Below are 14,546 nucleotides of genomic sequence, written 5' to 3' on the forward strand. Positions count from 1 at the left end.
TGACCGAATCCCACGGGGAGAACTCGCACCATGCTGATATCGATCGTCGCACCCTGTTACAACGAAGAAGACGTCATAAGCCGATTCCACGACGCGGTCCAGAAGATCGCGGAAGAACTCCTGCCGCTCGGCCACGACATGGAATTCGTGTACGTCGACGACGGCAGCCGCGACCGGACTCTCGCCGAATTGCAGCGACTGTCCGAACTCGACGCGCGGGTACGGTACGTCTCCTTCAGCCGTAACTTCGGCAAGGAGGCGGCGCTGCTCGCCGGCCTGCGCCACGCCTCGGGTGACGCCGTGGTCGTCATGGACGCGGACCTCCAGCACCCGCCGGAACTGATCCACCGCATGGTCGAGTTGCACGCACAGGGCCACGACCAGGTCATCGCCAAACGCACCAGGACCGGCGACCGGATCACCCGCACGGTCACCGCCCGCCTCTACTACCGCCTCATCAACCGCCTCGTGGATGTCGAACTGGTCGACGGCGTGGGCGACTTCCGTCTGCTCTCCCGGCGTGTGGTGGACGCGATCGTGGACCTCACCGAGTACAACCGCTTCTCCAAGGGCCTGTTCGCCTGGGTGGGTTACCCCAGCACCACCTTCGAGTACGAGAACGCCGTACGCACCCACGGCCGCAGCTCCTGGAGCTTCCGCAGCCTGCTCAACTACGGGCTCGACGGCCTGCTCTCCTTCAACAACCGGCCGTTGCGCGCCGCGCTCTACCTCGGCATGGGGCTGCTGCTGGTCACCGGGTTGTACACGGCGTGGATCGTGGGCGCCGCTATCGTCAACGGAGTGGAGACACCCGGCTATGTCACGATCATCACGGCCGTCACCGCCGCCGCCGCGATGCAAATGATCATGCTGGGGATCATCGGTGAGTACACGGGCCGGATCTACTACGAGGTCAAGGGGCGCCCGCACTTCCTGGTGAAGGCGACAAATGTGAAGCGAGTCCAGCACCAGGCGCCCTGCGGCGGGCACCCGACCAAGGATCTCATTCCCTGATGAGCACGAGCACGAGCACGAGCACCGCGGCACGGGAGGCGCGCCCGATATCGGGCCAGATCCTCGTCTTCGCCATTGTCGGTGTCATCAACACCGGGACGTACTACGGCCTTTACCTGCTCCTCCTCCCGCACCTGCCCTACATGGCCGCACATCTCCTCGCATCCGCCCTCAGCATGGTCGGATCCTTCTTCCTGAACACCCGCTTCACCTACCGGACCCGGCCGACCTGGCGGAAGTTCCTGCTGTTCCCCCTCACGAACGCCACGAGCTTCGTCGTCACGACGGCAGGCGTGTACGTCATCGTCGACATCCTTCACGCCGGGAGCCGATTCGCCCCGCTCCTCGCATCGATGGTGGCGATTCCGGCGACCTTCGTCGTCTCCCGCACGATCATGCTGCCGCGTAGTCAAGAGGATCTGCCGGCGTGAGCACCGTTTCGCTGATCGCCGTCGCCGCGCTGTGGGGCGCTGCCGCGGGGGTGTTCCTGCCCCGCGCCGCCTACCGCCTCTCCGTCCCGTCGGAGGAGGAATGGCGGGAGCGGTGTCCGGGCGGGCATGCGATCCGGGGATGGATCGGGCGGGCGCGCTGCGGAGAGTGCACGGATGATCCGTCGTACGGTCCCTCCGTCCCGCTCCTCTCCCTCGCCACCGCCCTCGTCTGCGCCGCCCTGGCCGCCGCCACCGACACCCGCCCCGAACTCGCCGTATGGCTCCTCCTCGCGCCGGTCGGCGTCCTCCTCGCGGTCGTCGACTTCCGGGTGCAGCGGCTGCCCGACGCCCTGACTCTCCCGCTCGCGGTCGCGGCGCTCGTCCTCCTCGGTGCGGTCGCGCTCGTCCCCGAGCACACCGGGGACTGGCTCACCGCCCTCCTCGGCGCCCTCTCCCTCGGCAGCGGCTACTTCGTCCTTTTCCTCATCAACCCCGGCGGCATGGGCTTCGGGGACGTCAAGCTGGCGCTCGGGACGGGCGCCGTGCTCGGCTGGTACGGCTGGGCGACCGTGATGCTCGGCACCCTCGCCGGGTTCCTGCTGGGGGCGCTGTACGGCGGTGTGCTCGTCGTCGCGCGGAAAGCGGGCCGCAAGACGGCGATTCCGTTCGGGCCGTTCCTGATCGCCGGCGCGTACGTCGGGCTGCTGATCGGTGCGTACACGGCCTGACGTGGGGCGGGCTTCATGGCTGGCGTAGGCTGGCTGGGTCCGTCCACAACCCTTGACGAAAGGGACGCTCCCGGTGACCGAGAAGGCCGACCTTCAGTCCGTCCTCGACCGTGCCGCCGAGGGTGGGCGGATCACCCCCGAGGAGGCGCTCGACCTCTACCGCGACGCCCCGCTGCACGCGCTGGGTGCAGCCGCCGACGCCGTACGACGCCGCCGGTACGCCGGGACCGAGCACATCGCGACGTACATCATCGAGCGCAACATCAACTACACGAACGTCTGCGTCACGGCCTGCAAGTTCTGCGCCTTCTACGCGGCCCCCAAGGACGCGGCCAAGGGCTGGACCCGCGACCTCGACGACATCCTGCGGCGCTGTGCCGAGACCGTCGAGCTCGGCGGTACGCAGATCATGTTCCAGGGCGGCCACCACCCGGACTACGGCGTCGAGTACTACGAGAAGCACTTCAAGGCGATCAAGGACGCGTTCCCGCAGCTGGTGATCCATTCGCTGGGCGCGTCCGAGGTCGAGCACATGGCCCGGATCAGCAAGGTGTCCGTGGAGGAGGCCATCTCGCGCATCCACGCCGCCGGCCTCGACTCCTTCGCCGGCGCCGGCGCGGAGCTGCTCCCCGCGCGCCCCCGCAAGGCCATCGCGCCCCTCAAGGAGTCCGGCGAGCGCTGGCTGGAGATCATGGAGGCGGCGCACAAGCTGGGTGTGGAGTCGACGTCCACGATGCTCATGGGGACCGGCGAGACCAACGCCGAGCGCATCGAGCATCTGCGGATGATCCGCGAGGTGCAGGACCGGACGGGCGGCTTCCGGGCCTTCATCCCGTACACCTACCAGCCCGAGAACAACCATCTGAAGGGCCGCACGCAGGCGACGCTCTTCGAGTACCTGCGGATGATCGCCATCGCGCGGCTGTTCATGGACAACATCCAGCACATCCAGGGCTCGTGGCTGACCACCGGCAAGGAAGTCGGGCAGCTCTCCCTGCACTACGGCGCCGACGACCTCGGCTCGATCATGCTGGAGGAGAACGTCGTCTCCTCCGCCGGCGCCAAGCACCGCTCCAACCGCATGGAGATCATCGACCTGATCCGCAAGGCGGGACGCGTCCCGGCGCAGCGTGCGACGACGTACGAGCACCTCGTCGTCCACGACGACCCGGCGAACGACCCCGTCGACGAGCGCGTCATGTCCCACATCTCGTCCACCGCGATCGAGGGCGGCACCGCGCACCCCGAGCTGAAGCTGCTCGCTTCCAACTGATGTACGCGTGCTGACGATTCACGCGGCGGACGAAGTCCGGTACGCCTGGGAGGGCGGGGAGTCCGTCAAGGACGGTGCGGTCGTCGTCGACGGAGCCCAGGTCGCCGCCGTGGGGCCGCTCGCCGAGCTGACGGAGCGGTTCCCCGACGCGAGGGTACGGCGCTGGCCCGGCGGGGTGCTCGGGCCCGCGCGCGTGTACGAGGCCCCGCTCCCGGTCGCGCCGACACCGCGCGAACGCATGCACGCGGTGCTGAAGTCCGGGGCGGTGGCCGTCCTTGCCGAGTACGCCGACACACCCGAACTCCGGGCAGCGGCCGCACGGAACGACGTGGTCGTGCTGATGCGCACGCGTCCCACGGCGATCATCGTCGACGGCAGGGCGGACCTGGCCGTATTCGACGAGACGGGCGAGTGCATGGCGACGGTGTGCGCGGGCCGACTGGTCCACAGACGCCGCTAGCTACAGCGCCCCGATAGGGGCGCGGGGCTGTGTCAATTTGCGGCTCCGCCGCGTGGGCGCGACCAGCCACGACGGCGCCGCAGACAACCATCGCACCGTCACTCCGCGAACGCCTCCGCGAACGCCCCCGCCTCCTGCTCGACCCCACTACAGTTCGTCGCCGCGTCATCGTCGTCCGCGTTCCCGTCCTCACACTCCTGATCCCGGAACGTCGACCACATCGACACCCAGGCGACCTCCTTCTCCTCCGCGAACGTCCGCACCTGCGCCGCGTCGGACAAAGTGAACGTCTCGTTGTCCACGTCATTGACCCCGATCATCGAAGTCAGCGCCATCCCCCGCCACGCGGCGGCATCGGACAGCCCGAAGACATCGGCCAGTTGGTCGTGCGCGGCCTTCGCCGCGGTGATCGCGTAGGCCCCCATGTCGTCGGCATACGACTCGCCGTAGTTCATGGTCATGATGTTGACCGTCGAGACCTGCACGGAGTTGTTGTTGGCCGACTCCAGCAAGGACAGGCTGTCGTCGTCCAGCCCCGACGGCATGACCGGCAGCGTGTACGACACCGTCAGGTCACTGCGCTCCTCCTGAAGCAACGCGATTGCCTTGGAACGGAGTTCGACCGACGCGGTGTCGGTCAGCGCGTCGCCCTCGATGTCGAAGTCGGCCTGTGTGGACCCGGCGGCGTCCAGTGCCTTGCCGTACGCCTTGGCCAACGCGCTCGCGCTGTCGCAGCTCTCCGCCAGCTCCTCGCCGGACGCCCCGCCGAAGGAGACGCGCACGGACGCGCCGGACTCCTTGAGCGCGGATATACGGGACTGCACGGCCGTGTCGCCGATGGCGTTCGTGCCGTTCCACTTCGGCGTGCAGCTGCTGCCGTCGGAGATCACGAAGGCCAGGTTGTACGTCGTGGGGGAGCCCGCGGAGTCGTTGTCGGACGCGGTCGTGGCACTGACGTACGGGGCGTACGACGTGCTGGACGACGCGGATTCGGAGGGGGACGCCGCCTGTGTCGGCGTCTCGGACGCCGAGTCCGAGGAGTCGTCGGAGCCACTGGAGCACCCCGCGGTGGCCAGGGCAATCAGACAGGTGAGCCCGGCCGCCGGCTTCAGGAAACTCCGCATTGCGTATGCACCCGCTCTCGTGATTTCTGTCTCAGGACGGAAACAAAGTGTGTTTTCTCGAGTGGAAAGGTCTCACACGGAGCTGAGCTTCATGAGGACAGGTATCGTACAGACGGCGCACAGATTCAGGTGAGCAAAGCGGGCCATACGGGCAAGGGGGCGGGACATTCAACTCCTTTTGCTGACCGATGGGTTCCGCAGCCGTCTCGGCAATCTCTCAGCGAATGGACAGGTTAAGGCGTTTCTCATGGGCGTCTCACATGAACTCCTGAGTTTTTGCCACATATAGGCTCCCTAATATCCGGGGAATGCATTCCGAGCCTGCCATCGAAACCCGCGCCGCGGTGCGCGGTCGCCGCCGCAAAAGCGGCAGTGGGCCCTCCGGCGAGGGCCCCGTGTTCGTTGACAACTCCGGGCGCCGGTCCAAGGCCCTGCGCCGGATCGGCGTCCTCGTCGGTGTCGTCTGCTTCGGGTACGCGGTCGTACTGGGCATGGCGTTCATGGGTGTCGGCATCTCGCTGAACCCGTCCCAGCTGCTGCCCTTCGTCGGCGGCCAGGGCGCCCCCGGCGGCAACCAGGGGCCCGGCGGCTATCAGCCGCAGGGCGGCGTCGCCCCCACCGGCACTCCGCCCACCGGCACTCCCCCCACGGGAGCCGCCACCGGCGCCCCACCGAGCGCCGCCCCGTCCGCGACCTCCGCCGCCAACTGACCGGAACGCAGCCACTCACATGACTTCGACGACGTCCTCTCGCGGCCGCAGGCGAGCCCCCTCGAAAGTGCAGCGGGTCGCCGGCAAGGCCGCGGCGCTCCAGAAACCGCGTGTGATCCTCGCCCTGCTGCTCCTGCTCGCGCTGACCAGCATCATGCTGCTCGACGGCTATCTGCGTGCCGAGGTCGGCGGCGATCAGCGGGTGCGCAGCGGAGCCAGCTCCAGCAAGGTCCCGGACAAGATCCTCGACGGCGGCCCGATCGTCACCTTCCGGGCCGGCGAGGCCACCTCGATGTCCGTCCCGAAGAAGACCATCGCGCTCACCTTCGACGACGGTCCGAACCCGACGTACACGCCCCAGGTACTGAAGATCCTTGAGGAGTACGACGTCCCGGCCACGTTCTTCGTGGTCGGCTCGATGGTCTCCCGCTACCCGAGCATCGTGAAGGACCTGGTCGAGCAGGGCAACGAGGTCGGCATCCACACCTTCACGCACGTCGACCTGTCGTACCAGAGCGATGCCCGCATCAAGCGCGAGATGACACAGACGCAGCTCGCTCTTGCCGGCGCCGCCGGCATCACGACCACCCTGTTCCGAGCCCCGTACTCCTCGGAGACGGACGCCATCGACAACTACAGCTGGCCCGTCTACAAGAAGCTCGGCGAGGACGGCTACACCAGCGTCTTCGTCGACACCGACAGCGACGACTGGAAGCAGCCGGGCGTCTCGAAGATCATCAAGTGGGCCACGCCGTCGAAGAGCAAGGGCGCGTCGGTCCTCTTCCACGACGCGGGCGGTGTGCGTGAGCAGACGATCAAGGCGCTGCCGACGTACATCAAGAAGATGAAGGCGAAGGGGTACACCTTCACCACCATCAGCGGGGTGATCCAGGACCAGCGCGAGAGCCAGCAGGCCGCCGCCGGGCAGCAGTCGGGCGCGGCTGCGGGAGCGGCGGGGGCAGCGGGAGCGGCGGGGGCTGCTGGGGCTGCGACCGGCGCTCCGGAGGCCGAGGGCCAGCGGCCGGGAGGGCAGCTGGACGGCCAGGCGGACAACGGCCGGACGGGCAACGGCACGTCGAACCTCCAGGCCGCCCACCGCACCGCCACCGGCGCCACCCTCTACGAGGGCAAGGCCCTCATCATCGCCGTCGCGGTCGCCGAATTGACCGTGCCGACGCTGTCCGTCGGGCTGCTGGTCGTCGGCGTGGCCGTGATGGGCCGGTTCGGGATGATGCTGATCCTGGCCCGCCGCCACTACAGACAGCGCAACAAACGCCGGTTCAGCTGGGGGCCGGCGGTCACCCGGCCGGTGAGCGTGATCGTCCCGGCGTACAACGAGAAGGAGTGCATCGCCAACACCCTGGAGTCGCTGGCGAAGAGCACCCACCCGATCGAGATCATCATCGTCGACGACGGTTCGTCGGACGGTACGTCCGAGATCGCGCGCAACGCCGCCGACTCGTTCGGCATGCGCAACGTCCGCGTCATCCGCCAGGAGAACGCGGGCAAGCCCGCCGCCCTCAACAACGGTGTCCGCAACGCCAGTTACGACATCGTCATCATGATGGACGGCGACACCGTCTTCGAGCCCGACGCCGTGCACCAGCTCGTGCAGCCCTTCGCCGACCCCGAGGTCGGCGCGGTCGCCGGCAACGCCAAGGTCGGCAACCGCAACACGATCATCGGCGCCTGGCAGCACATCGAGTACGTGATGGGCTTCAACCTCGACCGCCGCATGTACGACCTGCTGCGCTGCATGCCCACCATCCCGGGCGCGATCGGCGCGTTCCGCCGCGAGGCGGTCCTCCAGGTCGGCGGGATGAGCGAGGACACCCTCGCCGAGGACACCGACATCACCATCGCCATGCACCGCGCGGGCTGGCGGGTCGTCTACCAGGAGCACGCCAAGGCCTGGACGGAGGCGCCGGGGTCCTTGAAGCAACTCTGGTCGCAGCGCTACCGCTGGTCGTACGGCACGATGCAGGCGCTGTGGAAGCACCGCAAGTCCCTTACGGACAAGGGTCCTTCGGGCCGCTTCGGCCGGGTCGGTATGCCGCTGGTGGTGATCTTCCAGATCGTCACGCCGGTCTTCGCTCCGCTCATCGACGTCTTCACCGTCTACTCGATGATCTTCGTCGACTTCCAGGCGGCGCTGCTGGCGTGGCTCGCGGTCCTCGGCGTCCAGCTGTTCTGCGCGGCGTACGCCTTCCGCCTGGACCGGGAGCAGTACCGCTACCTCCTGATGATGCCGCTCCAGCAACTGGCCTACCGCCAGATGATGTACCTCGTCCTGATCCACTCCTGCATCACCGCCCTCACCGGCGGCCGCCTCCGCTGGCAGAAGCTGAAGCGCACCGGCGAGGTCGGGACACCGGCGGGGGCGAGCTGATGAGCTGGGAGCAGCAGGGGTACGGCCAGGGGTACGGCCAGGGACACGGCCAGGGCTATGGGTATGGCCAGCAGCAGGATCCGTACGGCTACCAGTACGGGTACGGGCAGCAGCAGCCGTATCCACAGCAGTACACGGACTACGGGCAGCAGCAGGCGGCCGACTCGACCGCGACGCTGCCCGTGATGGAGGAGCCGAAGCCGCAACCGGAGCCCGTGGGGGGGCTCAAGGCCGAGGCTGCTGTCGGGGCGGAGGAGGAGAAGCCTCCGCCACCGGCAAAACCCGCCGGCCGCGACCGCTACTTCGACACCCTGAGGGCACTCGCCCTGATCCGCGTCGTCACCTACCACACCTTCGGCTGGGCCTGGGCCGGCATGGTGTTCCCCTCCATGGGCATCATGTTCGGCCTGGCCGGCACCCTGATGGCGAAGTCCCTGGAGCGCCCCGCGGTCAAGGTGGTCAGGAGCCGGCTGCGCCGGCTCCTGCCGCCGTTCTGGTTCTGGGGCTTCTTCGTGGTCGTCGCGATGCTGATCCATGACTGGATGCCGGGCTGGCAGATCGTCTTCTGGATCGTGCCGCTCGGCGATCCGCCGGGCAACCGATGGGGGGTGCAGGCCTGGGAGATCCTCTGGTACCTGCGGACGTACCTCTGGTTCGTGCTGCTCTCCCCGGCGCTGCTGTGGGTTTTCCGCAAGGCGCCGGTCCCGGTGCTGCTGCTGTCCCTCGCGCCGATCCTGGTCGTGAACTTCGTCTGGGCGGGCCCGCCCGACCGCTTCGGCAACGCCCTGTGGGACCTGTCGACGTACCTCTTCTGCTGGATGCTCGGCTTCGCGCACCGCGACGGTGTGCTTCAGAAGATGAAGCCGGCCCTGGTGGTCGTCCTGTCGCTGGCCGCGATCGGCTTCGGCGGCTGGTACGCCTTCACGCACCAGGGCGAGGTGGGCACGTACGACCTCGACGAGATCCCGCTCGCGCAGGCCTTCTGGTCGGCCGGGTTCGTGATGCTGCTGATGTGGGCCAAGGCGTACTTCGGGATCGACTTCGCCGGGCTGACCCGCTTCAAGCGGCTGGACCGTCTCGTCACGATCTTCAACGCCCGTGCGGTGACGATCTATCTCTGGCACGAGATCGCGCTGATCCTCGCCGTTCCGCTGATCGACCAGTTCTGGAACGTGCCCGCGTTCGAGAAGTACCTGCCGCTGGAGAGCCAGTGGTTCATGTTCGGCATCGGCTGGATCCTGATCGCGGCCTTCGTGCTGCTGTGCGGCTGGGTCGAGGACGTGGCCGGGAAGAAGAAGCCGCGGCTCCTCCCCTGAGCAGGTACTGGAGGCCGTACTGCAAGAATGGCGGCGTGACCCGCGCTTCCCTGAACAAGCAGCCGCACGAAGTCGCCTCGATGTTCGACGACGTCGCGGAACGGTACGACCTGACGAACGACGTGCTGTCGCTCGGCCAGGACCGGGTGTGGCGCAAGGAGGTCGCCAGGGCCGTCGACGCCCGCCCCGCCCAGAAGGTCCTGGACCTGGCGGCCGGTACGGCGACGTCCTCACTGCCCTTCGCCCGCACCGGCGCCTACGTCGTCCCCTGCGACTTCTCCCTCGGCATGCTCCAGGTGGGGAAGCGGAACCATCCCTGGCTTCCAATGACCGCGGGGGACGCGACGAAGCTGCCCTTCGCGGACGATGTCTTCGACGCCGTCACGATCTCTTTCGGGTTGCGCAACGTCCAGGACTTCGACGCCGCCCTGCGCGAGATGTACCGGGTGACCAAGCCCGGCGGCCGGGTCGTGATCTGCGAGTTCTCGCACCCGACGTGGGCGCCCTTCCGCACGGTCTACACCGAGTACCTGATGCGCGCCCTGCCGCCGATCGCCCGCACGGTGTCCTCCAGCCCCGACGCCTACGTCTACCTCGCCGAATCCATTCGCGCCTGGCCCGACCAGCCCGCGCTGGCGGAGCGGCTGCGCAAGGCCGGCTGGTCGAAGGTTGCCTGGCGGAACCTGACCGGCGGGGTGGTCGCCCTGCACCGGGGCTTCAAGGAGAGCTGAGCTCAGGTCACCGGAGCGCCTTCACCGGATGACCTCGAAGGCGTCCCCTGGTGCGTCCAGCTCGCGCTGCATTCCGCCCCTGGGCGGATTCGGAAGCCTCGGCTCGCGCACGCCCGCACCTCCGCCGCCCTCGCCCTCACCGAAGTCGAACCACACGGTCACCACGGCCCCGCGCGGCACCTCGGCACCGGGCAGCGGGTACTGCCGTACGACGTAGTCGACGACCGTGAGATGGAAGTCGGGCCGGTCGGGTGCGGCGAGCAGCACTCCGTGTGCCTCTGCCGTCTCGCGCGCGTCCATGGCCATCAGACCGACCAGCTTCGGTACGCGCACTTCGGGCGTCTTGGGTGTTATGCGCACAGATGTCACCCCCTGCGGTACTGGCAGGGTAACCGCCCGGGGGTGTTATCCGGAAGCATCAAGTGGCTTTCTGTAGCAGCCAGTTACCCAGAGTTACAGATCAAGTCGGTAGCAGTGCCCCTCCTGCTTCGACTCCTGCGTCGTGAAGACCTCGGCCAGGTGCATACCGAGCCGCTGCGTCACCGCGATCGACCGTGCGTTGCCGGCGAGGACCATCGCCACGACGCTCGGCACCCCCGCCGCCCGCACCCGCTCCAGCGTCATCTGCGCGGCGGCGGTGACATATCCCCTGCCCCAGTACGCCCGCCCGAGCCGCCAGCCGATCTCGATCTCGCCCGTGGGACCCCACTCCCGCTCCCACGGCTGAGCCCCGGTGAAGCCGATGGCCTCGCCGGACTCGTCGAGCATGGTCCACAGACAGAAGCCGCGTTCGGCGTCGTGCCGGCGCTGGCGGGCCGTGAGTTCCTCGTAGACGGACAGCTCGGCCGACTTGCCGCCGTGGAACTCCATGACGTCCGGGTCGTCGAAGATCCGGTGCCAGGCGACGGCGTCCTCGTCGGTGGGGACACGGAGCCGTACCAGGGGGAGCGCTCGGTTCACGGGGCAGCCCTTCAGCCAGGTGATCAGTAACGCTGAATAGACTGCCCATGTCCAGTGCCCGTCGGCACGCAGATTTCGAACTTGGGGAGATCCCGTCGTGACCGAGCCCCTCTCCGAAAACACCGCCGATGTGATCGTCGTCGGCGCGGGGCCAGCCGGCTCCACGACCGCGTACTACCTCGCGAAGGCCGGACTCGACGTACTGCTGCTGGAGAAGACCAGCTTCCCCCGCGAAAAGGTGTGCGGCGACGGCCTGACCCCGCGAGCCACCAAACAGCTCGTCTCCATGGGCATCGACATCTCGGAAGAGGCCGGCTGGCTCCGCAACAAGGGGCTCAGGATCATCGGCGGAGGTGTGCGGCTCCAGCTGGACTGGCCGGATCTCGCCTCCTTCCCCGACTACGGCCTCGTCCGCAAGCGCGACGACTTCGACGAGCAGCTCGCCCGCCAGGCCCAGAAAGCGGGCGCCCGCCTGTACGAGCGCTGCAACGTCGGCGCCCCGGTCATCGACGACCGCACCGGCCGCATCACGGGCGTGCACGCCAAGCTCGGCGAGGAGAAACGCGAGGTCACCTTCCACGCGCCCCTGGTGGTCGCCGCCGACGGCAACTCCACCCGCCTCTCCCTGGCAATGGGCCTGCACCGCCGCGAGGACCGCCCGATGGGCGTCGCGGTCCGTACGTACTTCACCTCACCGCGTCACGACGACGACTACCTGGAGTCCTGGCTGGAGCTGTGGGACCGCCGAGGGGCCGAGGACCGGCTGCTCCCGGGCTACGGCTGGATCTTCGGCATGGGCGACGGCACGTCGAACGTCGGCCTCGGCGTCCTGAACACCTCCGACTCGTTCAAGGAACTGGACTGGCGCGAGGTCCTCAAGGCCTGGTGCGCCTCCATGCCCGAGGACTGGGGCTACACCCCGGACAACATGACCGGCCCGATCCGCGGCGCCGCCCTGCCCATGGCCTTCAACCGCCAGCCCCACTACACCAAGGGCCTCCTGCTGGTCGGCGACGCCGGCGGCCTCGTGAACCCCTTCAACGGCGAGGGCATCGCCTACGCCATGGAGTCCGGCCAGATCGCCGCCGACGTCATCGTGCAGGCACACGCGCGTGCCACGCCGGCCCAGCGCGAGATCGCCCTCCAGCACTATCCGCGCGTCCTCAAGGACACCTACGGCGGCTACTACACGCTGGGCCGCGCCTTCGTGAAGCTCATCGGCAACCCGAAGGTCATGAAGATCGCGACCCAGCGCGGCCTGACCCACCCGCTCCTGATGAAGTTCACCCTGAAAATGCTGGCCAACCTCACCGACCCGACGGGCGGCGACGCGGCGGACCGGATCATCAACGGGCTGAGCAAGGTGGCGCCGAAGGCCTGAGCCGGCAACGCCGAAGACCTGAGTCGGCAACGCCGAACTCCCCTTCGTCCGCTGTCTGTTGTGAGGATGCTGTAGGTGGCCGGGAAACGGGGTTCCGGCCTCCGGCGCCCCTCCCTACCCTCCCGTAGTCATGACAACAGAACACACGCAACAGCCCGAGCAGCAGTCCGGCCACACCCGTAGACGCTTCCTCGCCGGTGCGGGCGCGGGCGTCGCCGGGGGAGTGGCCCTCGCCTTAGGAGCCGCCGGGGGCGCCGTCGCCGCGGCGTCCGGCAAGCGCGTCGCCGTTCTCGGTGGCGGGGTCTCCGGACTCAGCGCCGCCCAGGAACTCGCCGAGCGCGGCTACGCGGTGACCGTCTACGAGTACTACGACACCCTCGGCGGCAAGGCCCGCTCGATGCCCTTCCCCGGCACGGCGGCCGGAGGACGGGCGGACCTCCCCGCCGAACACGGCTTCCGGTTCTTCCCCGGCTTCTACCGCAACCTGCCGGACACGATGCGCCGCATCCCCTTCCCCGGCAACGCCAACGGCGTCCACGACAACCTCCGCAGCGGCACGGAGGCCCTCTTCGCCCGCGAGGCCGGCCGCCCCGACCTGCACTTCCCGCTGCGCCGCCTCACCACCCCGCCCGCCCCCGGCGACCTCACCCCGTCCTGGATCCGGGACCAGCTCCTGTCCGTCCTCGACCTCGGCACCCGCCTGCCCGCCCACGAGGCCGCCTACTTCGCCGACCGTCTGCTCGTCCACCTCACCAGCTGCGAGGCCCGCCGCCAGGACCAGTGGGAGAAGACCTCCTGGTGGGACTTCATCCGCGCGGAGGAGATGAGCGAGGAGTACCAGACCCTCCTCGGCATCGGCCAGACCCGCAACCTGGTGGCCACGCGCGCGGAGGTCGCCTCCACCCGAACCGTCGGCCGCATCATCATCGAGGCCCTGCTGCTGTGGGGCCTCCTCGGCCGCGGCATGGACGGTGACGCCGACGTCGACCGCGTCCTCAACGCCCCCACCAGCGAGGCCTGGATCGACCCCTGGGAGACACATCTGCGCTCCCTCGGCGTCGAGTTCGTGCTGGGGACCGAGGTCAAGGAGATCCAGTACGAAGCCGGCCGGGTGACCGGCGTACGGGTCTCCGCGCGGGGCGGCGGCCAGGACCGCACCGTCACCGCCGACCACTACATCTCCGCCCTCCCCGTCGAACACGCCCGCCTCACCTGGGGCTCCGCCCTGCGCGCGGCCGACCCGCAGCTCGGGCGCTGCGACGTGCTTCAGACGGACTGGATGGTCGGCGTGATGTTCTACCTGCGCACCCCGACGCCCGTCGTCAACGGGCACATCAACTGCCTCGACTCACCCTGGTCGGTCACGGCCGTCGGCCAGGCCCAGTTCTGGGACGGACGGGACTTCTCACGCGACTACGGAGACGGCCGGGCGCACGACTGCCTCTCGGCCATCGTCTCCGAGTGGGACAAGCCGGGCATCCTGTACGGCAAGACTGCCCGCGAGTGCACACGCGAGGAGGTCGTCGCCGAACTCTGGGCCCAACTGAAGGACGGCCTGAACGACTCCGGCAAGACGACCCTCACCGACGAGGACCGGCTCGGCTGGTTCATGGACCCGGCGGTGACGGGCCTGGGCGGCGGCGACCCGCAGAACCGCGAGCAACTCCTCATCCACCCCACGGGCACCCTCTACAACCGCCCTACGGCCCGTACAAAGGTGCCCGGCTTCTATCTCGCGGGCGACTACGTCCGCACGGATGTGGACCTGGCGACGATGGAGGGCGCCAACGAGTCCGCGCGGCTGGCCGTCAACGCGCTACTGGACGCGGACAATTCGGACGCCGAGCGCTGTGAGATCCAGGAGCTGTTCCGCCCGCCGGAGATGGAGCCGCTGAAACGCATCGACGAGGTCCGCTACCGGCTGGGCCTGCCCAACACCTTCGACCTCGGCTGAACGCCCCGTAGAACGCCCCGGAAGGGCCGCTGCCCCCGAGCGGCTGCGGCCCTACCGGTCGTACGTTCGCTGTGC

The 14,546-nt window shown here is 68.6% G+C and carries 14 protein-coding genes; 11 read left to right on the forward strand and 3 right to left on the reverse strand.

Annotation, left to right across the window (positions count from 1 at the left end; genetic code table 11):
- Window positions 1-30: 30 nt before the first annotated feature.
- From KCH87_RS39550 to KCH87_RS39570, 5 genes are all read left to right on the forward strand, one after another.
- On the forward strand, window positions 31-1,014 hold the full coding sequence (locus KCH87_RS39550; protein WP_210592726.1) for a glycosyltransferase family 2 protein: 984 nt from the start codon (window positions 31-33) through the stop codon (window positions 1,012-1,014).
- The gene (locus KCH87_RS39555; protein WP_210592727.1) at window positions 1,014-1,445 is read left to right on the forward strand and encodes a GtrA family protein; all 432 of its coding nucleotides are present in this window, start codon (window positions 1,014-1,016) and stop codon (window positions 1,443-1,445) included. Before KCH87_RS39550 ends, KCH87_RS39555 begins: the two co-directional genes overlap by 1 nt.
- Window positions 1,442-2,173: an A24 family peptidase gene (locus KCH87_RS39560; RefSeq protein WP_210592728.1), complete on the forward strand. Its 732-nt coding sequence runs from the start codon at window positions 1,442-1,444 to the stop codon at window positions 2,171-2,173. The genes KCH87_RS39555 and KCH87_RS39560 overlap by 4 nt, the downstream gene beginning before the upstream one ends.
- Before the next feature lie 73 nt (window positions 2,174-2,246).
- The gene (mqnC, locus tag KCH87_RS39565; protein WP_210592729.1) at window positions 2,247-3,446 is read left to right on the forward strand and encodes a cyclic dehypoxanthinyl futalosine synthase; all 1,200 of its coding nucleotides are present in this window, start codon (window positions 2,247-2,249) and stop codon (window positions 3,444-3,446) included.
- A gap of 7 nt (window positions 3,447-3,453) precedes the next feature.
- On the forward strand, window positions 3,454-3,906 hold the full coding sequence (locus KCH87_RS39570; protein ID WP_210592730.1) for a hypothetical protein: 453 nt from the start codon (window positions 3,454-3,456) through the stop codon (window positions 3,904-3,906).
- A gap of 98 nt (window positions 3,907-4,004) precedes the next feature.
- Here the strand turns inward: KCH87_RS39570 and KCH87_RS39575 are convergent, their stop codons facing one another.
- Entirely contained in the window at window positions 4,005-5,030 is a 1,026-nt protein-coding gene (locus KCH87_RS39575; protein ID WP_210592731.1) for a chitinase, read from the reverse strand.
- A 308-nt stretch (window positions 5,031-5,338) separates the two neighbouring features.
- On the opposite strand from KCH87_RS39575, the gene KCH87_RS39580 reads away from it, so the two are divergent.
- Genes KCH87_RS39580 through KCH87_RS39595 form a run of 4 tightly spaced genes read left to right on the forward strand, consistent with a single transcriptional unit; the run spans window position 5,339 to window position 10,176 of the window.
- On the forward strand, window positions 5,339-5,740 hold the full coding sequence (locus tag KCH87_RS39580; RefSeq protein WP_210592732.1) for a hypothetical protein: 402 nt from the start codon (window positions 5,339-5,341) through the stop codon (window positions 5,738-5,740).
- Window positions 5,741-5,759: 19 nt separating this feature from the next.
- Entirely contained in the window at window positions 5,760-8,129 is a 2,370-nt protein-coding gene (locus KCH87_RS39585) for a bifunctional polysaccharide deacetylase/glycosyltransferase family 2 protein (protein ID WP_210592733.1), read from the forward strand.
- The gene (locus KCH87_RS39590) at window positions 8,129-9,445 is read left to right on the forward strand and encodes an acyltransferase (protein ID WP_210592734.1); all 1,317 of its coding nucleotides are present in this window, start codon (window positions 8,129-8,131) and stop codon (window positions 9,443-9,445) included. The genes KCH87_RS39585 and KCH87_RS39590 overlap by 1 nt, the downstream gene beginning before the upstream one ends.
- 35 nt (window positions 9,446-9,480) lie before the next feature.
- Complete coding sequence (locus KCH87_RS39595; protein WP_210592735.1) at window positions 9,481-10,176, forward strand: demethylmenaquinone methyltransferase; 696 nt, start codon at window positions 9,481-9,483, stop codon at window positions 10,174-10,176.
- A gap of 21 nt (window positions 10,177-10,197) precedes the next feature.
- Here KCH87_RS39595 and KCH87_RS39600 read toward each other — a convergent pair whose 3' ends face one another.
- A complete protein-coding gene (locus tag KCH87_RS39600) occupies window positions 10,198-10,536 on the reverse strand; it encodes a PASTA domain-containing protein (RefSeq protein ID WP_210592736.1) in 339 nt (112 codons plus the stop codon).
- A 93-nt stretch (window positions 10,537-10,629) separates the two neighbouring features.
- Window positions 10,630-11,136, reverse strand: coding sequence for a GNAT family N-acetyltransferase (locus tag KCH87_RS39605; protein WP_210592737.1), 507 nt, complete (start codon window positions 11,134-11,136; stop codon window positions 10,630-10,632).
- Between the two features lie 97 nt (window positions 11,137-11,233).
- On the opposite strand from KCH87_RS39605, the gene KCH87_RS39610 reads away from it, so the two are divergent.
- Together KCH87_RS39610 and KCH87_RS39615 are read left to right on the forward strand one after the other, a co-directional pair.
- Window positions 11,234-12,517, forward strand: coding sequence for a geranylgeranyl reductase family protein (locus KCH87_RS39610; protein ID WP_210592738.1), 1,284 nt, complete (start codon window positions 11,234-11,236; stop codon window positions 12,515-12,517).
- Window positions 12,518-12,647: 130 nt separating this feature from the next.
- Window positions 12,648-14,471, forward strand: a complete 1,824-nt coding sequence (locus tag KCH87_RS39615; protein WP_210592739.1) for an FAD-dependent oxidoreductase — start codon at window positions 12,648-12,650, stop codon at window positions 14,469-14,471.
- Window positions 14,472-14,546 lie beyond the last annotated feature (75 nt).

It is taken from the genome of Streptomyces sp. GESEQ-35, from assembly GCF_017948485.1.
GTDB lineage: Bacteria > Actinomycetota > Actinomycetes > Streptomycetales > Streptomycetaceae > Streptomyces.